Raw genomic sequence first — 19,396 nt, forward strand, 5'->3', positions numbered from 1 at the left:
ACCGCACGTGAGGGATATCGCGATCTTCTCCGGTAGCGCCCATGTCGAGCTGGCGGAGGAGATCTGCCAGTACCTCTCGGTCCCGCTCCTGCCTTCGCGCACCTCGCGTTTCGCCAACGACTGCCTGGAAGTGCAGCTGCAGGCCAACTGCCGCGAACGCGACGTCTACCTGATCCAGCCGCTGGTGCCGCCGGTCCAGGAGAACCTGGTCGAGTTGCTGTTGTTGCTGGACGCGGCCCGGGGCGCCTCGGCCGCCCGCACCACCGTGGTCATGCCGCACTACGCCTACGCTCGCTCGGACAAGAAGGACGCGCCGCGGATCTCGATCGGCGGCCGGCTGGTGGCCGATCTGCTCACCACCGCCGGAGCGGGCCGGGTGCTCACCATGACCCTGCACTCGCCGCAGGTGCACGGCTTCTTCAGCGTTCCGGTGGACCACCTGCACGCGCTGCGCGAGCTGGCCGCGCACTTCCAGCCGCTGGACCTGGCCAACACCGTGGTGGTCTCCCCCGACCTGGGCAACGCCAAGGCCGCCACCGCCTTCGCCCGGATCCTCGGGGTGCCGGTCGCGGCCGGGGCCAAGCAGCGCTTCTCCGACGACCAGGTGGTGATCACCGACATCATCGGCGACGTCTCGGGCCGCGACGTGATCGTGCTGGACGACGAGATCGCCAAGGGCAGCACCGTCTTCGAACTGCTGGAGCGGCTGCGCGAGCGCGGCGCGGGCAGCATCCGGGTGGCCTGCACGCACGGGCTGTTCTCCTCGAACGCGCTGGACCGGCTGCAGGAACAGGCCGACGTGCTCGAGGTGGTGTGCACCAACACCGTGCCGATCGGCAAGGAGAAGCGGGTGCCCAAGCTGGAGGTGCTCTCGATCGCCCCGGCGCTGGCCGAGGCGATCCGGCGGATCCACAACGGCGAGTCGGTCTCGTCGTTGTTCCACTAGGGGCTGTTCAGAAGCGCTCGCTGTAGACGAAGGGCTCCTCGTCGTCCTCCTCGTCGGGGTCGGGCAGGTAGTCCTCCCAGCTCAGGTTCGCGATGTCGAGGTTGGCGAACATGCTCCAGGCGCTGTCGGCCGCCACCCGCACGGTGCGGGTCTCCCCCCGCACCGGCTCGTAATCAGGGCCGGGCTCGGGCAGGTCGGGATTGAGCGCCAGGAGCGGGTGGGCCTCGCCGGTCATCGCCTCGGTGTCGGCCAGGAAGAGCACGGCGATCCGCTCGGAGTCGGGGACGGCGGCCAGCACCTCGTCCACCCCGGCGCCGGCCCAGCCCGGATCGTCGACCGGCTGGATGTTCGCCTCCTCGGCGAACTCCGCGCTGGTCACTTCCTCGAGCAGCTCGGCCCAGGCCTGGTCGTCGGAGAAGTCGGTCCGGACCAGAAGGAACTCCTCGACCGTGATCGGCGGGCGGCCGGCCGGCGGGATTCGCACCAGCGGCGCGGGCGGCTGCGCCACGGAAGCGGGCAGCAGACCGCCCAGCAACACGCCGTTCAGGTCGGAGGCAACCGGGTTGACGCCGGCGAACCGGCAGAGCAGCTCCAGGCCGGCGAAAGTGGCGATCCAGTCGGCGTTCTCCTGAAGGTACGGTTCCTCCCGCACCAGACGGGCCGCCTGCAGCACTTCGGGGTGGGACATCCCGATGCGCCGCTTCGGCTGCCCCTCGCGCAGGTGGCTGACCGTCTCGCCATCGCGGTGCAGGGACCATTCGGTGGTCCAGCCGGTTCCCGGCACCCGGGATTCGCGCACCACCGTCGTGCCCCGGCTGAGCGGATCGCCGGGCAGCCAGGCCGCGCCCGCGACCAGGAGGGTGCTGGTTCCCAACGACACGGCCGCGACCGGGATCTGCCCTTGTGCGCGAAGTTCCGGCCAGGTGGCGCGGCGCTGTTCCGCCTCCGGCAGCCCCCAGCGGCACAGCGCCTCGGCCGGTTCCACGTCGAGAACCACCGTCACGGTGTAGCCCTGGTCCGGGGCCAGCGAGTCGAACAGGTTCTGCAGACGCTCCTGGTCGGAGTCAGGCTCGCGGCCGGTCACCTCGTCCGGCACCTGCGAAGGGGGCAGCAGACCGGCACTGCTCCAGACGACCTGCCCGGCGCTGCCGATCAGCTCGGCCGTGCCGTCGTCGGTGACCTGCAGGTGCTCCACGTCCAGACCGGCGGTGCCGCTGCGCCAGCCCCGATCGCGGTGGTGATTCCAGACCACCAGATCGCCGTCCAGACCGAGGACCAGCGAAGTGGCGCCGTAAACGTTGTCTCGACACACCGTCCACAGACCGGCCCCGGAGACGGTGTCGACCATGACGGCCGGCTCGGAGCGGCCGTTGCGCAGACTGAACCGCCCGGAAGGCGAATGGAGCGCGTCCTCGTGCAAGTACTCGCCGCGACGCAGGACCAAACGGTTGCTGTCGGATGAAGTCACCATGATCGCGAGACTCTATGCGAAATCCACCCGAAGAGGCGGCCAAGTGGGTGAGCGTTCAACCTTCCCGCGCGGAGAGATCCCCCGAAAGGTACGATGCCGAGCATGGCGGAACCCCGGTGGCTCGACCAGGACGAGCATCGCACCTGGCGCTCCTACCTGGCGGTGACCAGGTTGCTGAGTGCGCAGCTCGACCGCGAGCTGCAGCGCGACTCCGGCATCCCGCAGTCGTACTACGAGATCCTGGTCCGGCTGTCGGAGTCGCCCGACCGGCGGCTGCGGATGAGCGATCTGGCCGACGTCAGCGACTCCTCGCGCAGCCGGCTCTCACACGCGGTGGCCCGGCTGGTCAGCAACGGCTGGGTGGAGCGCGAGAGCTGCCCGACCGACCGGCGGGGCGCCTTCGCGGTGCTCACCGACGCCGGGTTCGAGGCGCTGTCCAACGCCGCACCGGCCCACGTGAGCAGCGTGCGCACCCACCTGTTCGACCGGCTCACCCCCGAGCAGGTGCGCCAGCTCGGCGAGATCAACGAGGCCATCCTGTCCGGCCTGCGCGAGACCTCGGTCGAGATCGACCAGGAGTGCACCGCGCGCGAACATGCCGCGGTGCCCGATCAGGCCAGATCCGATCAGACCGTGCCCGACCAGGTCGCCTGAAACCAGAATCCAACGGGGGACGCCGGCGGCCGGCGACCGCACCCGTCTCCAGTTGGGCAGTCGGTCACCCGAGAACCCGGGCCGCGAGATCGTCCCTCATTGGTAGCTTTTCGGTGCCGCCGCGCTTTCCGGTACCGGTCTGACCGAACTGGCGCCGAACGTCCCCCGGTTCCAAAGAAGGCGACCCGGACAGAACCGCCACATCGACGGGCCGTTACCAAATGTTGACGTGCAGTAATGGACTGTGGGGCCGCCGCGCCCTAGCGTGACGGCCGTGACGACTGTCCTGCCAGGGCGCCCCCCGGAAGACCCGCTGAACTTCACCGGCTCGTCGGGTCTTGCCGTCATCGCGCCGCGAGAGCCCGAGATCGCCGAGCCGATCGCCCAGACCCTCTCCCGGCCGGCGACGATCCGCAGCATCCACCGGCCGGTGGTGGCCTTGGCCGACGGCACCTGTCTCGGCTACCAGGCCACCATCCGGGTCGGCGACTGGGCCGCCCGCTCGGCCGCGCCGTACTTCGAAGCCGCGGCCCAGGCCGGGCTCTCGGGACAGCTGGGCGCGCTCGCCCTGCAGGCCGCGGTGCAGATGCGGGTCGCGCTGCCGGTGGAGAAGTTCCTCGCGGTGGAGATGGACGCCGACGCGCTGACCCATTCCGACGTGCTGGACGTGCTCGAGCGGGCCGGGGAGATCAGCGATCTGGTGCTGAGCCTGATCAGTCCGCACCTGGCCCCGCAGCACCCGGCGATCGAGGTGATCTCCGAGCTGCGCGGCCGGGGGTTGCTGGTCGCGGCCGGGACCGGGGTGGCCGGGCTGGACGATCTGACCGCGCTGGAGCACCTGGTCCCGGACCTGATCCGGGTGCCCGCGGAACTGGTGCGGGACGTGCATCAGTACGCGGTGCGGCGGCGGCTGATCGAGAACGTGGTGGACCTGGCCGAGGAGCTCGGCGCGGCGGTGCTGGCCGAGGACGTGGAAAGCCTGGACGAGGCGAGCGTCCTGCGGGGGTCGGGCGTACGGCTCGGCTCGGGATGGCTTTTCGGACGGGCCCGGCCCGGTTTCGCGAACCCCTCGCCCGAAGTCTGTGAGTGGCTTCGGGTCTGGAACACTCAGCCGGGGCTGATTCCGCGGCAGTTCGACCCGACCCAGCCCCTGGGCGAGATCGGCGGGGGGAGGTACATCGACCTGGACAGCTATCGGACGGCCGAAGGCGCGGGGGTAGACGAGACCGGCCCCCGCCTGCTCTGAGATTTCAGCTGAGCCGCAGCGACCACATGGCCACGGCAGCGGCCGCCGCCACATTCAGCGAGTCCACTCCCCCGGCCATCGGAATCGTGACGGCCCGGTTCGCGTGCTCGATGGTGACCGGCATCAGCCCGTCGCCCTCGGCGCCCAGGACCAGCGCGACCTTTTCCGGGGCGTCGGCGACGAACTCGTCCAGGCTGATCGCGTCGGGGCTGAGGGCCAGGGCGGCCACGGTGAATCCGGCCTTCTGCAGATCGTCCATGCCGGCCGGCCAGGGGTCGATCCGGGTCCACGGCACCTGGAACACCGTGCCCATCGAGACCCGCACGCTGCGCCGGTAGAACGGGTCGGCGCAGCGCGGGGTGACCAGGACGGCGTCGGCGCCCAGGCCGGCCACGCTGCGGAAGATCGCGCCCACGTTGGTGTGGTCGGTGATGTTCTCCAGCACCACGATCCGGCGGGCGCCCTGCAGCACCTCGGACACCGGCCGCAGCTCGGGCCGGTGCATCGCGGCGATCGCCCCGCGGTGCACGTTGAACCCGGTGATCGCCTCGACCAGGTCGATCGGGCCGGTGAACACCGGGGCCCCGGCCGCCTGCACCTCCTGGACCAGGTCGTCCAGCGAGTCGCGCCACTTCTCGGCCAGCATCATCGAGCGCGGGCGGTGCCCGGCCCGCAGCGCCCGGCGGATCACCTTCTCGCTCTCGGCCATGTACAGGCCACCGGCCGGCTCCAGGCGGGTGCGCAGCACGACGTCGGTCAGGCCCACGTAGTCGCTGAGGCGTTCGTCGTGCGGGTCTTCCAGCTGGATCACGGTCACCGGGAGATTTTATTAGGGCGGCGAGGCCCCTCGGTGACGCTCCTGCTCCAGCACCGCCTCGAGATCCTTCAGCCGGCCCATCCCGGCGTAGGCCCGGCTCATCCGGTGGTTACCGCTCAGCTGCTCCCGGTTGCGGTCCAGGAAGGCCCAGTAGCCGGCGGTGAACGGGCAGGCGTCCTCACCCAGGCGTTTCTTCGGGTCGTACCGGCAGCCGCCGCAGTGGTTGCTCATCCGGTTGATGTAGGCGCCGCCGGCCGCGTACGGCTTGGTCATCATCGCCCCGCCGTCGGCGTGCAGGGCCATCCCGACCACGTTGGGCACCATCACCCAGTCGTAGCCGTCCACGAAGCTGCGGTGGAACCAGTCGGTGACCGCGACCGGGTCGTAACCGCGCTGCAGTGCCCAGTTCCCGAGAACCATCAGCCGCGGGATGTGGTGCGCCCACCCGTCCTCACGTACTGAGGCCAGGGCGTTCGACAGGCACTTGGCCTCCACCTCGCCGTCCGGGTCGAGCTCGGCGAACCACTGGGGCAGCTTGCGGCGGGCCTTGAGCTGGTTGCGGCGGCGGTAGTCGTCGCCGAAGTGCCAGTAGACGTGCCAGACGTAGTCGCGCCAGCCGACCACCTGGCGGATGAACCCCTCGGTGCTGGCCAGGCCGGCGTCACCGTCGCGGTAGGCCTGCTCGGCGCGTTGCGCCACCTCGACCGGGTGCAGCAGGCCGAGATTCAGCGGGACCGACAGCAGCGAGTGCGCCATCCAGCGGTCGTCGGCCAGGATCGCGTCCTCGTACGGGCCGAAGTCGTGCAGCCGGGTGGTGACGAACGACTCCAGGGCCTGCAGCGCCTCGTCGCGGGTCACGGCGAAGCGGCGGGGGCCGTCCTCACCGACGAACTGCACGCCTTCGTCCTGCTCCCAGCGGTCCAGATCGGCGCGGACCTGTTCGTCGATCTCGTCCTCTTCGGGCCACCAGGGAGCCCCGACGCCGAGGGTTGGCTTCTTGGGCGGTGGTTCGCGGTTGTCCTGGTCGTAGTTCCAGCGGCCGCCCACCGGTTCGCCGTCGCCTTCCAGCAGCAGCCGATGGTGCTTGCGGACGTCCCGGTAGAAGTCCTCCATCACCAGCTTGCGGCCCTGGCGGCGCTCGGCCCAGCCGGCGAACTTCACCTCCTCGATGGCGTACCCCCTCGATGGAAGGACGTCCACCTCGAGTTCTTCGACGAAGCGGCGGGCTGCGTAGGTGGTCGGGGCGCAGACGCTCAGCTTGCCTTCGAGACCCTCGGTGTAGCTGCTGGTCTGCCGGAACTCAGCCTGATCGCCCAGTTCGGCAGCTCGATGACGGAGGGCGGAAAGCACCAGATGAGCCTTGCGCCGGTGGAATCGCCGGCGCCGGAACACCTGTTGCGACTCGATCAGCAGCACCGGCTGACCGGGCTCGTCCAGGAAGTGCGGCCCCAGCTGGTCGGCGAACAACCACCGACGGTCGACCTTCTTTCCACCCACGGTGACCTACCCTGCCGGTGGCCCGGCCGGACGGCCAGCCGAGATCATCAGGAGCGCCGCAGGGCGGTTCATCCGCCGGACGACCTTCTCGTTCGACGGTGACGAAGCTATCGGCCGTCCGGTTCAAGATCCTGGCCTTCTCGCCCGATCCAGCCACGGTGAAGCGATGGGCAGCTGCGGGTCTCACGATGTTCCTCTGGGCCGCTCTCAGTGCGGCGGGCACCACCGAGGAGGCCGCCGCCGAGCGCGCCCGGGACCGGGTGAAGCAGCTGGCGGCGGACTACACCGAGGCCGAGAACGCTGTGGCCCAAGGCATTTCCCGACTGGCCGAGGCCTACGAGCTGGCCGATGCGGCGAGCCTGACCGCCGACGACATGGCCGCCCAGCGCGATGCCGCGGCCGCCAAGCGCAGCCGTGATGTGCGGGCCGTGTACGCCAGCGGCGGCCCGGCCGGGCTGACCGCGACGCTGCTGGCCGCGCAGACCCCGATCGACCTGCTGTGGCGCAAGAGCACGAACACCCAGCTGATGAAGGGCATCCTGGGCGTCGACCACCTGGCCCTGCGCAGCGCCCAGGCCGAGTCCCGGCTGGCCGCCCGCAACGCCGCCGACGCCGAACGGGCCGCGGACCAGCAGGCCGAGACGATGAGCGAGTTGCAGGCGCAGGCGGGCAAGGCCGAGACGGCGCTGGAGGAGGCCCGGCGCACGCTGCGCCGGCTGGACCGCAAGGCGCAGCAGGCCAAGGCCGCGGACGAGGCGCGCCGGGAACTGGCCCGGGTGCAGCGGGTGGCCGATGCCAAGCGCCGCAATGCCACCAGCAAGGTGGTGACGGCGCTGGGCATCCCGGCCGACTTCGAGAAGGCCTACCGGGCGGCCGGGAGCCGATGTGTGGGCCTGCGCTGGACCTTGCTGGCGGCCGTGGGGCAGGTCGAGAGCGGGCACGGCAGGAACGTCGGGCCGTCCTCGGCCGGGGCGAAGGGGCCGATGCAGTTCATGGCCCCGACCTTCGCGGCCTACGGGGTGGACGGCGACGGGGACGGGGTGATCGACGTCTGGGACCCGGAGGACGCCATCTTCTCGGCCGCCCGCTACCTGTGTGCCTCTGGCCTGGACGACGCAAAGCAGGACAGCGCGGCCCGGGACCGGGACGCGCTGTTCGCCTACAACCGGGCCGACTGGTACGTCGACCTTGTCCTGTCGGCCGAGCAGGCCATTCTCTCCAAGATGGGCTGAGGATCACCCGCTCGGCCGAACCGGATCAGCCGTGAAGCAGCCTTGAATCAGCCTTGAATCAGCCCTGCGGCTGCTCCGGGGGCGTGCCGTAACCGGTGTTCGGGATCGGCGTGGTCGCCCCGCCGGAGGCCCGGCGGGAGTCCGCCTCGGCCTCGGCCGAAGCACCCGCAGCCTCCTGGCGGGCCCGCTCCAGGGCCTCGTTCGGGTCTTCCAGCTGGGTGCCGTCGAACGGGTTGTCCGCGATCCCGGTGTCCGGCGAGCGGTAGGCCGTGGGCGAGGCCACCGCCGGGTCGCCCCCCAGGGCCCCGCTGATGCTGCTCAGCGCCTGGGTCAGCTCGGTCGGCACGATCCACATCTTGCTGGCCGTGCCGTTCGCGATCTGCGGCAGCATCTGCAGGTACTGGTAGGCCAGCAGCTTGGGGTCGGCGTCCCCGCGGTGGATGGCGTCGAACACCTGGAGGATGGCCTTGGACTCACCCTGGGCCTTCAGCACCGCGGCCTGGGCCTGGCCCTCGGCCCGCAGGATGGCCGACTGCTTGTCACCTTCGGCGGTGAGGATCTGCGACTGCTTGACGCCCTCCGCGTTCAGGATCGCCGCGCGCCGGTCCCGCTCGGCCCGCATCTGCTTCTCCATCGAGTCCTGCACCGAGGCCGGCGGGTCGATCGCCTTCAGCTCCACCCGGTTCACCCGGATGCCCCAGCGGCCGGTGGCCTCGTCCAGCACCCCGCGCAGCTGCCCGTTGATCTGGTCGCGGCTGGTCAGCGTCTGCTCCAGGTCGAGCGAGCCGATCACGTTGCGCAGCGTGGTGACGGTGAGCTGCTCGATGCCCTGGATGTAGTTGTAGATCTCGTAGACCGCGGCCTTGGGGTCGGTCGGCTGGAAGTAGATCACCGTGTCGATGTTCACCACCAGGTTGTCCGAGGTGATCACCGGCTGCGGCGGGAACGAGACCACCTGCTCCCGCAGGTCGACCACGGCGCGCGGGCGGTCGACGAACGGCACCAGGAAGTGCAGGCCCGGTTCCAGGGTCCGGGAGTAGCGGCCCAGCCGCTCGACGATGACGGACGTGGCCTGCGGGACGATCCGGATCGCCTTGGCGATGGTGGTCCCGACCATGAGGACCACCAGGGCGAGGACGATGAGCAGGATCGTGTCTCCTGGTTCCATGATGACTAAAGCCTTCCTTCGGGGCCTTCGGGGAGCTCGCCCGCCGGGCGTTCGGGGTGCCGCGGCGTTTCGCTCTCGTCGGCGAGCTCGGGGATCTCGGCGAGTTCGGGGATCTGCGGGATCTCGCTGGTGGCGGCCACGATCGCGGTCGCGCCCTCGATCCGGACCACGTGCACGGTGCTGTCCAGCTCCAGCCTGACGCCTCCGGGCAGGATCCGCGCGGTCCAGGTCTCACCGGCCAGCTTGACCAGACCGGAGTGCTCGCTGACCGGATCGAGCACCAGGGCGTCGGCGCCGACCAGCGCCGCGGTACCGGTCACCGTGTCCTTGCCGCTCAGCATCCAGGCCTTCAGCGGCGGGCGCACCGCCCCGATCAGGACCGCCGAGGCGATCGCGAACGCCAGCACCTGGATCGGCAGGCCGGCCCCCAGGGCGTCCGCCCCGGCCGCGGCCAGCGCACCACCGGCCAGCATCAGGAAGAAGAAGTCGAGCGTGGTGATCTCGATCAGGCCGAGCACCACGGCCGCACCGAGCCACAACAGCCAGGCCTTGTCGCCCCAGTCGTCCACCGCACGCCTCCGTTCTTCCGGCGGAGGGCCTGCCCTCCACTACTCCTGACGCAGGACCGCCGACCAGCGTTGCGCCACTTGCTGCACATTCAGAGGAACGTCGAAGGTCTTCGTCAGGTTCTCGTCGGTCAGGGTCTCCTGGATCGGGCCCGCCACCACGACCGAGCCCGCCCGCAGCATCAGCACGTGGGTGAAGCCCGGCGGGATCTCCTCGACATGGTGCGTGACCAGCACCAGGACCGGCGACTTCTTGTCCCCGGCCAGTTCGGCCAGGTCGCGCACCAGGGTCTCGCGGCTGCCCAGGTCCAGGCCGGCGGCCGGCTCGTCGAGCAGCACCAGCTCCGGATCGGTCATCAGCGAGCGGGCCAGCTGCACCCGCTTGCGCTCGCCCTCGCTGAGTGTGCCGAAGGTGCGCTCGGCCAGGTGCTCCACCCCGAACGCGGCCAGCAGGTCACCGGCCCGGCCGTGGTCGAGCTTGTCGTAGTCCTCGCGCCAGCGCCCGGCGATCGCGTAGGCCGCGGTCAGCACCACGTCGCGGACCACCTCGTCGGCCGGAATGCGTTCGGCCAGAGCCGCACTCGCCAGACCGATCCGCGGGCGCAGCTCGAACACGTCGGTGCCGCCCAGCGTCTCGCCGAGGATCTCGGCGCTGCCCTTGGTCGGGTGCATCCGGGCCGCGGCGACCTGCAGGAGCGTGGTCTTGCCGGCCCCGTTGGGGCCCAGCACCACCCACCGCTCCCCCTCGCTGACTTCCCAGCTCAGATCGTCCAGGAGAGCGTTGCCGCCACGCATGATCGTGACGCTGTCCAGGTCAAGCACGTCGGCCATGAACAGGACCCTATGGGATAGGTAAGGCTGTCCGCGCCCAGGAGGGGTCGTTACCGGCACAGATCACAGCCGCAGCAGTTCGGGACGGATGAAGCGGACACGAATTAGTCTGACGGGATGTTGCTCCTGCCCCGGTCCGCCCGCCTCGCCGCCTGGGGCACCGCTGTGCTCACCGATGGCCTGGACCCCGCCCTGGCCGTCGCCGCGGTCACCCGGGACGACGAACCCCACGCGGTAACAGCCGACTTCGAGGTCTCGGCCACGCTCGGCCTGGCGCCCAAGGGGGGTCTTCTCGACCTGCTGAACAGTCTGCAGCGGCACGGCACCCGCAGCCTTACGGTCGCTCTTCCGGCCCCCGGGGACATGCTCGGGCTCCCCGGCCCGCCGTCGTTCAACGAGGCCGCAGTCGAGGCCGGGGAGTGCGTTCTCGCCGGTGACGGCCCCGGGCCAGCGATCGGGATCGTGGCTCAGGTCACCGAATTCGGGTCCGTGTACGAGCCGGGGGCGATGGTCTCCTGGCAGGCGCACGCCGTGGGTACGCGCCGGGTCACCGACCTGGGCAGCGTGGGCGAAGCCGACCGGGAGTTGCGCTCAGCGCTGGCCGAGGCGATCGAGGAACTGGGACGACTGGACGTTGCGCGGTGGCGGGACGACGCGGCCGACCGGGTGGCCGCGATCCGTGACGGAGGGCTGGAACGCGGCATCATTCCGCCGACCACGCCGCAGCGGTGTGTGCAGGTGCTGTCCCGGGCCGCACGGGTGCGCGCGATCGTGGAACTGGCCAGCGAGGACGACGGCGCCGCGGTCACACAGCACGAGGCCGAACGGCGGGCGCAGGCGCTGCGCCGGCTGGACGGGGTCTCGCGGCGGGCCATGGTCGCTGCGGTGAACGGCATGCTGGAGAAGGACGACTGAGAACAGATACGAGGACGTTTGCGCGGACTGAGCCGGTCATGGTCGGCTCCGGCGCGGGGAGACTTCTGGGTGGCCGGGGCGCGCGGTCGGCACCGGTTCCGGCGCAGGAGACTCAGCCGGTAGGAGTCGGCCGGTCAGCGCGGGCTGCCGCTGTTTTCCGAACGATGGTGGTTGCGGACGGCGGTCGGCTGCGGCTGGGGTTTCCACCTACCCAAGCCGCAGCCGCCCCGCGTCCTCAATTTCTAGAGCACTGAGCGGTAGACCTCGAGGGTGGTGTCGGCGATCGCCGACCAGGAGAAGTGTTCCTCGGCGCGCTGCCGGCCGGCCCGGCCCCACTGCCGGGCCCGCTCGCGGTCCTCGCAGACCTCGGTGAGCACCGCCGCCAGATCGGCCACGAACCGGGCCGGATCCAGCGGGGTTCCGGTGCCGTCGCTCACCTGCTCGATCGGCACCAGCCGGCCGGTGACCCCGTCCTGCACCACCTCGGGGATGCCCCCGGTGGCGGTGCCGACCACCGCTGCCTCACAGGCCATCGCCTCGAGGTTGACGATGCCGAGCGGCTCGTAGACCGACGGGCAGACGAACGCGGTGGCCGCCGACAGCACGGTGCACAGCTCCTCGCGCGGCAGCATGCGCTGCAGCCAGATCACCCCGTCGCGGGTCTTCTGCAGGTCTTCGACCAGGGCGCTGACCTCGGCCATGATCTCCGGGGTGTCGGGCGCCCCGGCGCACAGCACCAGCTGGATCTCGGGCGGCAGCTGGGCGGCCGCGCGCAGCAGGTAGGGCAGGCCCTTCTGGCGGGTGATCCGGCCCACGAAGACGATCGAGGGCCGCTCCGGGTCGATGCCCAGACGACGGACGGTCTCCTCGTCCTCGATCCGCTTCCAGCCGCTCAGGTCGATGCCGTTGTGGACCACCTTGACCTTGGCCGGGTCGACCGCGGGGTACGAGCGCAGGATGTCCTCGCGCATGCCGGCGCTGACCGCGATCACCGCGGACGCCGCTTCGTAGGCCGTCTTCTCGGCCCAGGAGCTCAGGGCGTAACCGCCGCCCAGCTGCTCGGCCTTCCACGGCCGCAGCGGCTCCAGGCTGTGCGCGGTGAGCACGTGCGGCACCCCGTGCAGCAGACCGGCCAGGTGCCCGGCCAGGTTGGCGTACCAGGTGTGTGAGTGCACCAGGTCGGCGCCGCCGCAGTCGGCCGCGATGCCCAGGTCAACCCCGAAGGTGCGCAGGGCGGCGTTGGCCCCGGCCAGGGTGGCGGGTTCGGGGTAGGCGGTCACCGACCGCTCGTCGCGCGGTTCGCCGAAGGTGCGGACCTCGACGTCGATCCGCTGTCGCAGGACCTCGACCAGATTTTCCACGTGAACACCCGCCCCTCCGTAGACATCCGGCGGGTATTCACGGGTGAGAACGTCGACGCGCATGCCCACCACCGTAGTGCGAGGACGAGCCAAGGACCTAAGGTCTGCACTATGGCGAATCCGAAGGTTCTGGCGATCGTTCTGGCCGGCGGGGAAGGCAAGCGGTTGATGCCACTCACGGTGGACCGTGCCAAACCCGCTGTGCCCTTCGGAGGCGTCTACCGTCTCGTCGATTTCGCGCTGAGCAATCTGGTCAACTCCGGGTATCTGCGGATCGTGGTGCTGACCCAGTACAAGTCGCACAGCCTGGACCGGCACATCGCCCAGGCCTGGCGGATGTCGACGCAGCTGGGCAACTACATCGCGCCGGTGCCGGCGCAGCAGCGGGTGGGCAAGCGCTGGTACCTGGGCAGTGCGGACGCGATCTACCAGAGCCTGAACCTGGTGAACGACGAGAAGCCGGACATCGTGGTCGTGGTCGGCGCCGACCACGTGTACCGGATGGACTTCTCGGCGATGGTGCAGCAGCACATCGAGTCCGGCGCGGGCTGCACGGTGGCCGGGATCCGCACCCCGATCGCCGAGGCCAACCAGTTCGGGGTGATCAAGACCTACGACGAGGACCCGCGGCGGATCGAGGCGTTCCTGGAGAAGCCGTCGAACCCGGTCGGGCTGCCGGACTCGCCGAACGAGGTGCTGGCCTCGATGGGCAACTACGTGTTCGACGCCAAGGCCCTGATCGAGGCGGTGACCAGCGACTCGGACGACCCGGGCTCACGGCACGACATGGGCGGCGACATCGTGCCCTACTTCGTCGGCCGGGGTGAGGCCGCGGTGTACGACTACAAGGACAACGACGTGCGCGGCTCGACCGACCGCGACCGCAGCTACTGGCGCGACGTCGGCACCATCGACGCCTACTTCGAGGCCCAGATGGACCTGATCTCGGTGCACCCGGTGTTCAACCTCTACAACTACGAGTGGCCGCTGTACACGCACCAGGGCCCCTGGCCCCCGGCCAAGTTCGTGCACGGCTGGCAGGGCCGGATCGGGCACGCGGTGAACTCGATCGTCTCGCCCGGCACGGTGGTCTCCGGGGCGTTCGTGGAGAGCTCGGTCCTCTCGCCCAACGTGAACGTGCGCTCCTGGTCCACGGTCAGCGAGAGCGTGCTGATGGACGGGGTGGACATCGGCCGGCACGCGGTGGTGCGGCGGGCGATCCTGGACAAGAACGTGGTGGTGCCGGAGGGCGCGCGGATCGGGATGGACCCGGAGGCCGACCGGGCCCGGGGCTTCGTGGTGACGGAGTCGGGGATCACGGTGATCGGCAAGGGGCAGCGCGTCACGGTCTAGGTCTGGTTCTAGGGAATCTCGATCACGGCCTTGCCGCGGGTGTGTCCCTGCTCGAGTTCGGCCAGGGCCTGGGCGGTCTCGGGCAGGGTCCAGGTTCGGCTGATCACCGGGCGCAGCCTGCCCTCGGCCACCAGCTGGTTCACCTCCAGCAGGTTGCTGCGGTCCTCGCGGGTCGGCAGCAGGCTGATCGTCTGGCCGACGAACCGGTTCAGGGCCACCCCGCGCAGCATGGGCCCGAGCGGGCCGAGCAGACCTCCGGGGGTACCGCCGTCGTTCAGCACCAGGACTCCGGTCGGGGTCAGGGCGCGGCGCACGACGTTCGGGGACTTGCGCGAGGCGTTGTCCAGGATCGCGTCGTAGCGCTCGGGACCGGCGGTGAAGTCCTGGACGCGGTAGTCGATGACGTGCTCGGCGCCCAGCTCCCGCACCAGATCGGCGTTGGCGGCGCTGCACACCGCGCTCACCTCGGCGCCGAGCGCTACCGCGACCTGCACGGCGAAGTGCCCCACCCCGCCCGAGGCTCCGGTGATCAGGACCCGCTGGCCAGCGCGCACTTTCGCGACGTCGCGGATGCCTCGCAGCGCAGTGGTCGCGGCGATCGGCAGGGCCGCGGCTTCGGCGAAGGTCAGGTTCGGCGGCTTGGGCGCCAGCTTGCCCGCCGAGCCGACGGCCCGCTCGGCGAAGGCTCCCGCCACATACCCGTAGACCTCATCTCCGACCGCAACATCGCTCACCCCGGCGCCGACCCGTTCCACCACCCCGGCCGCATCGGTCCCCGCGATCCGATGGCCGGGGCGAGTCCAGCCCATCCCCGGCCGGGCGATCACGGGCGAGCCCCTCAGGATGTGCCAGTCGGCCGGATTCAGCGCCGCCGCCCGGACCCGAACCAGGACCTCACCGTCCCCGGCAACCGGCTCACCAGCGTCCTCAAGCCGTAAAGAGTCTGGCGCGCCGTACTTTTCCTGCACGATCGCCTTCATCACCACTCCATCCCTGGTGGTTCGGTCAGGTAGCCCGTCGGCCACCACGGCGAAGGTAAACAGGGGGTACTGCCTGCGCCAGTACAGGAGTGGAGTGAGGGCGCAGGGCAGGACCTACCCGCGCCGGGCCCGGAAGACCGTGTCGTGGATGGTGATCTCCCGGCCTTCCGGATCCGTCGCCGGCCGGGGCCGGGCCTGCGAAGTGAGCACCTCCCACCCGGAAAGGTCCAGCCCGGCAGCGATCTCCTCGGCCGTCCAGAAACCCTCCGGGACGTTCGGGCGTCCCATGGTGGTCTGCAGGTCCAGCGGGCTGTGCAGCACGATCAGCAACTGCCCACCCGGCGCCACCGCCTGCGCGAGCCGGCTGAACAAAGCCCGCCCGTCGTCCCCCGCGGCGTGCACGAAGTGGCTGGTGACCAGGTCGTACTGCCCGCGCGGCGGGTTCCAGGTGCGCAGGTCGGCGTGCACCCATTCGGTCAGCGCGGCGATCTCGGGGCCGAGTTCCGCGGCCTGGGCGGCGTTCTTCTCCAGGACCACCGAGGAGAAGTCTGCGCCGGTCACCCGCCAGCCCTGCGAAGCCAGCCAGAACACGTCACCGCCCTCACCGCAGCCCGCATCCAGGGCCGAGCCCGGCGGGATCCCGGCGATCTCGTCCACCAGCTGCGGGTTCACCCGGCCGCTGAAGACCTTCTCGCCCGCCGCGTAGCGTTCCTCCCAGGCCGGGGCCTCGAACCAGACCGCGTGCTCCGAACCGCTCATCGGGCCGCCACCGCCGCCCGGGCGTCCTCCATGATCAGGTCGGCGTTGATCTGCGCCCCCGCCATCAGCCCCTGACCGGCCGAGATCACCACCTGCGCCATCGGGTTCGCCACGTTGCCGGCGGCCCAGACCCCCGGCACGTCGGTCTTGCCGTTGGCGTCGGCCTTGACCGAGTGGCCCAGCACGAAGTCGCCGATCGCCATCGGGACGACCTCCAGCCCCAGGCCCTTGAGCCCGTCCAGCCGGGCCTCGAACTTCGGCCCGATCACCAGCACCTGCCGGGGCACCACCTCGCCCGAGGCCAGCCGGATCCCGCTCAGCCCGCCGGAATGGCTCTCCACCGCGCTCACCTCGCCCTCGATGACCCGGACGCCCAGCGCGTCCAGCTGGGCCCGGTCGTCGGCCGAGATGGCCGGGCCGGTGTGGGCGAACACCACCACGTCGTCGGAGAGCTGGCGGAACATCAGCGCCTGGTGCACCGACATCGGGGTGGTGACCAGGACCCCGATCGCCTGGTCGCGGTGCTCGTAGCCGTGGCAGTAGGGGCAGTGGATGACGTCGTTGCCCCAGCACTCGGCCAGGCCCTCGATCTCCGGCAGCTCGTCGAGCAGACCGGTGGCCAGCAGCAGCCGCCGGGCCTCGACCGACACCCCGTTGTCGAGCGCGACCAGGAACCCGCCCGCGACGACCGAGACGTCGGACACCCGGGCGCGCACGGTGGATCCGCCGTAGGCCGCCACCTCCTCCCGGCCGATCGCGACCAGCTCGAGCGGGTTCAGGCCCTCGCGGCCCAGGTAGTTGTGCATCGCCTCGGCCGGCGCGTTGCGCTGCTCACCGGCGTCCACGACCAGCACCGAGCGGCGCGAACGGCCCAGCGCCACCGCGCCGCTCAGCCCGGCCGCGCCGCCGCCGACCACTACTACGTCGTACTTGTCGAGCATTTCGTTCCTCCCAGAAGACGGTCCTGAAAGACTGCGCCGCGACTTCCAGGGTTGACAAGCTTTGTTGCCGGAACGGCAAATGGACGCATGACCGACGACTTCGAAGGCGTCCTCACCGCGGTCGGCCCCCGGCTGCGGATGCTGCGCCAGCAGCGCGACACCACGCTGGCCGAGCTGGCCGAGGAGACCGGGATCTCGGTGAGCACCCTGTCCCGGCTGGAGGCCGGGCAGCGCCGGCCCACCCTGGAGCTGCTGCTCCGGCTGGCCCGGGCCCATCAGGTGCCGCTGGACGAGCTGGTCGACGCCCCGCCCACCGGCGACCCCCGGGTCCAGCTGGCCCGCTTCGAACGCGGTGGGGCCACGTACCTCCCGCTCACCCGGCGTCCGGGCGGCCTCCAGGCCTACAAGATCATCTATCCACCCAACTACCCCGGCTACGAGCCCACCCCCGAGCAGCAGCGCGTTCACGAGGGCTACGACTGGATCTACGTCCTGCAGGGACGCCTACGCCTGGTTCTCGGCGAGCACGACTTCGTGCTGGAGGCCGGGGAGGTGGCCGAGTTCGACACCCGCACCCCGCACTGGATGGGCAACCCCGGCTCCCGGCCGACCGAGCTGATCGGGCTGTTCGGCCCGCAGGGCGAGCGCCTGCACGTCCGGGCCCGGCCACGACGGCCAGAACCGGCGTGAGGGGTGAGGCCGTTGGGATGAAGTCCTCAGGGACGGGATGGTTTCAATCCGGCAACGCTCGACTAGCCTCGGTGCCGTGACCACGCAGCAGGACGTCCTCACCGTTCCGGGCCAACACCCCGCCGATCCCGCCCGCACGGTGCTCTTCACCCTGACCGGGCCGGACCGCCCGGGGGTGACCACGGCCGTGTTCCAGGTCCTGACCCGTTCCGGCGTCGAGGTTCTCGACGTGGAGCAGGTGGTGGTCCGCGGTCACCTGACCCTGGCCGTGCTGGTCACCGCCGGGCCGGACGAGGCCGGGATGATCGCGGCGGTGCGCCTGGTGGGTGGCGATCTGGGGCTGACGGTCGAGGGTGAGCCCGGCCGCGGGGACAACTCCAAGCGGCGGCGCAACCGGCTGGCGGTGACCCTGCTCGGGGCTCCGCTGCTGCCTTCGGCGGTGGCCGGGGTGGCCGGGCGGATCGCCGAGCACGGGGCCAACATCGACCGGATCCGGCGGATCTCACGCTTCCCGGTCACGACTCTCGAGCTGGACGTCTCGGACATCTCCGAGGGCGAGGCCGACGCGCTGCGCCGGGAACTGGCCGCCGAGGCGATGGCGCACGGCGCGGACCTGGCGGTCTGCCCGGCCGGGCTGGCCCGGCGGGGGCGGCGTCTGGTGGTGATGGACGTGGACTCCACGCTGATCCAGGACGAGGTGATCGAGCTGCTGGCGGCGCACGCCGGGCCCGAGGTGGAGAAGCGGGTCGCGGACGTCACCGAGCGGGCGATGCGGGGCGAGCTGGACTTCGCGCAGAGCCTGCACGAGCGGGTGGCGTGCCTGGAGGGCCTGCCCGAGAGCGTGCTGACCGACGTGTACCACTCGGTCCGCCTCACCCGCGGGGCCCGCACCCTGACCCGTACGCTGCGCCGTCTGGGGATGACCCTGGGCGTGGTCTCCGGTGGCTTCATCGAGGTGGTCGAGCCGCTGGCCCGCGATCTGGGGATCACCCACGTCCGGGCGAACAAGCTCGAGATCCGCGACGGCCGGCTGACCGGCAAGGTGCTCGGCGCGGTGGTCGACCGGGCCGCCAAGGCCGAGTCGCTGCGCCGCTTCGCCGAGCTCGAGGGCCTGCCGCTGAGCCGCACGGTGGCGATCGGCGACGGTGCGAACGACCTGGACATGCTGGCCACCGCGGGCCTGGGGGTGGCGTTCAACGCCAAGCCGGTGGTCCGCGAGCAGGCCGACACCTCGGTCACCGTGCCCTATCTGGACGCCGTTCTGTATCTGCTCGGGATCCCCCGCAGCGAGATCGAGGACGCCGACGAAGACAGCCCGATCGACGAGCAGGACGACACCACCGGAGGGACCCGAGAATGAGCACCGCCCCGACCCGCAGGCTGATCCTGATCCGGCACGCCAAGGCCGAGCAGCCCGCTCCCGGCCAGGCCGACGCCGACCGCGCGCTGACCCAGCGCGGTCTGCTCGATGCGGAACTGGGTGGGCACGAACTGGCCCGGATCGCGGTGCCGGACGTGGTGTTCTGCTCTCCCGCGCGGCGCACCCGCCAGACCTGGAGAGCGGTGCTGGACGGGGTGAACTCGGAGCTCAGGGGCGGTGAGAACCCCGCTGAGGTGCATCCGGAGGTGCACTACGTGCACGCCCTGTACGAGGCCAGCACGTTCGACATCGTCGAGACGGTGCGCAAGGCCCCGGAAGGCGCCGCCGTGGTGGTGGTCGTGGGCCACGAGCCGATCATGTCCGAGGCCACTGCGGCGTTGTCGGGGGCCGGTTCCGACCCGGACGCGGTGCAGCACGTTAAGTCCGGCTTCCCGACCGGAGGGATCGCGGTGCTGGCGGTCGAGCGGGGCTGGGCCGGTTTCGCCCCCGGTGACGGGCGGCTGGAGAAGTTCGTGGTGCCGCGCGCCCAGGGCGGCGGCTCGATCGGCTGAGCCGAACCCGACCAGAACCAAAATCAGCAACGGACGC

19 protein-coding genes are annotated in these 19,396 nt (G+C 70.8%); 9 read left to right on the forward strand and 10 right to left on the reverse strand.

All coding sequences use genetic code 11. From position 1 onward, the window contains the following. Positions 1-7: 7 nt before the first annotated feature. Positions 8-946: a ribose-phosphate diphosphokinase gene (locus tag LR394_RS15215; RefSeq protein WP_231442279.1), complete on the forward strand. Its 939-nt coding sequence runs from the start codon at positions 8-10 to the stop codon at positions 944-946. A gap of 7 nt (positions 947-953) precedes the next feature. On the opposite strand, the gene LR394_RS15220 is transcribed toward LR394_RS15215, so the two are convergent. Then, positions 954-2,417: a DUF6924 domain-containing protein gene (locus LR394_RS15220; protein WP_231442280.1), complete on the reverse strand. Its 1,464-nt coding sequence runs from the start codon at positions 2,415-2,417 to the stop codon at positions 954-956. A 102-nt stretch (positions 2,418-2,519) separates the two neighbouring features. On the opposite strand from LR394_RS15220, the gene LR394_RS15225 reads away from it, so the two are divergent. Further along, positions 2,520-3,071, forward strand: a complete 552-nt coding sequence (locus LR394_RS15225) for a MarR family winged helix-turn-helix transcriptional regulator (RefSeq protein ID WP_231442281.1) — start codon at positions 2,520-2,522, stop codon at positions 3,069-3,071. Between the two features lie 274 nt (positions 3,072-3,345). Further along, complete coding sequence (locus LR394_RS15230; RefSeq protein WP_231442282.1) at positions 3,346-4,317, forward strand: EAL domain-containing protein; 972 nt, start codon at positions 3,346-3,348, stop codon at positions 4,315-4,317. A gap of 4 nt (positions 4,318-4,321) precedes the next feature. Here LR394_RS15230 and LR394_RS15235 read toward each other — a convergent pair whose 3' ends face one another. Then, a complete protein-coding gene (locus LR394_RS15235; protein WP_231442283.1) occupies positions 4,322-5,134 on the reverse strand; it encodes a TrmH family RNA methyltransferase in 813 nt (270 codons plus the stop codon). A gap of 12 nt (positions 5,135-5,146) precedes the next feature. Next, positions 5,147-6,631, reverse strand: coding sequence for a cryptochrome/photolyase family protein (locus tag LR394_RS15240; protein WP_231442284.1), 1,485 nt, complete (start codon positions 6,629-6,631; stop codon positions 5,147-5,149). Positions 6,632-6,729: 98 nt separating this feature from the next. On the opposite strand from LR394_RS15240, the gene LR394_RS42975 reads away from it, so the two are divergent. Continuing rightward, positions 6,730-7,863 (forward strand): lytic transglycosylase domain-containing protein, encoded by a 1,134-nt coding sequence (locus LR394_RS42975; RefSeq protein WP_331283070.1) that lies wholly within the window; start codon positions 6,730-6,732, stop codon positions 7,861-7,863. 58 nt (positions 7,864-7,921) lie between these two features. On the opposite strand, the gene LR394_RS15250 is transcribed toward LR394_RS42975, so the two are convergent. The 3 genes from LR394_RS15250 to LR394_RS15260 are packed head-to-tail and all read right to left on the reverse strand — an operon-like array spanning position 7,922 to position 10,428. Next, the gene (locus LR394_RS15250) at positions 7,922-9,031 is read right to left on the reverse strand and encodes an SPFH domain-containing protein (RefSeq protein ID WP_231442285.1); all 1,110 of its coding nucleotides are present in this window, start codon (positions 9,029-9,031) and stop codon (positions 7,922-7,924) included. 5 nt (positions 9,032-9,036) lie between these two features. Beyond that, the gene (locus LR394_RS15255; protein WP_231442286.1) at positions 9,037-9,600 is read right to left on the reverse strand and encodes an NfeD family protein; all 564 of its coding nucleotides are present in this window, start codon (positions 9,598-9,600) and stop codon (positions 9,037-9,039) included. A 39-nt stretch (positions 9,601-9,639) separates the two neighbouring features. Continuing rightward, positions 9,640-10,428: an ABC transporter ATP-binding protein gene (locus tag LR394_RS15260; protein ID WP_231442289.1), complete on the reverse strand. Its 789-nt coding sequence runs from the start codon at positions 10,426-10,428 to the stop codon at positions 9,640-9,642. 117 nt (positions 10,429-10,545) lie between these two features. Between LR394_RS15260 and LR394_RS15265 the strand changes: the two genes are divergently transcribed. Beyond that, a complete protein-coding gene (locus LR394_RS15265) occupies positions 10,546-11,343 on the forward strand; it encodes a hypothetical protein (RefSeq protein WP_231442291.1) in 798 nt (265 codons plus the stop codon). Positions 11,344-11,585: 242 nt separating this feature from the next. Here LR394_RS15265 and glgA read toward each other — a convergent pair whose 3' ends face one another. Beyond that, on the reverse strand, positions 11,586-12,767 hold the full coding sequence (gene glgA, locus LR394_RS15270; protein WP_231442293.1) for a glycogen synthase: 1,182 nt from the start codon (positions 12,765-12,767) through the stop codon (positions 11,586-11,588). Between the two features lie 48 nt (positions 12,768-12,815). Between glgA and glgC the strand changes: the two genes are divergently transcribed. Then, entirely contained in the window at positions 12,816-14,057 is a 1,242-nt protein-coding gene (glgC, locus tag LR394_RS15275) for a glucose-1-phosphate adenylyltransferase (protein WP_231442295.1), read from the forward strand. A gap of 8 nt (positions 14,058-14,065) precedes the next feature. Here the strand turns inward: glgC and LR394_RS15280 are convergent, their stop codons facing one another. The 3 genes from LR394_RS15280 to LR394_RS15290 form a co-directional block, all read right to left on the reverse strand. Then, positions 14,066-15,037, reverse strand: coding sequence for an NAD(P)-dependent alcohol dehydrogenase (locus LR394_RS15280; RefSeq protein ID WP_231442297.1), 972 nt, complete (start codon positions 15,035-15,037; stop codon positions 14,066-14,068). Between the two features lie 114 nt (positions 15,038-15,151). Continuing rightward, entirely contained in the window at positions 15,152-15,796 is a 645-nt protein-coding gene (locus LR394_RS15285; protein ID WP_231442299.1) for a class I SAM-dependent methyltransferase, read from the reverse strand. After that, a complete protein-coding gene (locus LR394_RS15290; RefSeq protein ID WP_231442301.1) occupies positions 15,793-16,737 on the reverse strand; it encodes an NAD(P)/FAD-dependent oxidoreductase in 945 nt (314 codons plus the stop codon). The genes LR394_RS15285 and LR394_RS15290 overlap by 4 nt, the downstream gene beginning before the upstream one ends. 87 nt (positions 16,738-16,824) lie before the next feature. On the opposite strand from LR394_RS15290, the gene LR394_RS15295 reads away from it, so the two are divergent. The 3 genes from LR394_RS15295 (at position 16,825) to LR394_RS15305 (ending at position 19,359) form a co-directional block, all read left to right on the forward strand. Continuing rightward, entirely contained in the window at positions 16,825-17,427 is a 603-nt protein-coding gene (locus tag LR394_RS15295; RefSeq protein ID WP_231442303.1) for a helix-turn-helix domain-containing protein, read from the forward strand. A gap of 76 nt (positions 17,428-17,503) precedes the next feature. Then, the gene (serB, locus tag LR394_RS15300) at positions 17,504-18,787 is read left to right on the forward strand and encodes a phosphoserine phosphatase SerB (RefSeq protein WP_231442305.1); all 1,284 of its coding nucleotides are present in this window, start codon (positions 17,504-17,506) and stop codon (positions 18,785-18,787) included. Then, positions 18,784-19,359: a SixA phosphatase family protein gene (locus LR394_RS15305; protein ID WP_231442308.1), complete on the forward strand. Its 576-nt coding sequence runs from the start codon at positions 18,784-18,786 to the stop codon at positions 19,357-19,359. The genes serB and LR394_RS15305 overlap by 4 nt, the downstream gene beginning before the upstream one ends. The last annotated feature ends 37 nt before the right edge of the window (positions 19,360-19,396 follow it).

Origin of the sequence: Kineosporia babensis, from assembly GCF_021129305.1 — a bacterium.
GTDB classification, from domain to species: domain Bacteria; phylum Actinomycetota; class Actinomycetes; order Actinomycetales; family Kineosporiaceae; genus Kineosporia; species Kineosporia babensis.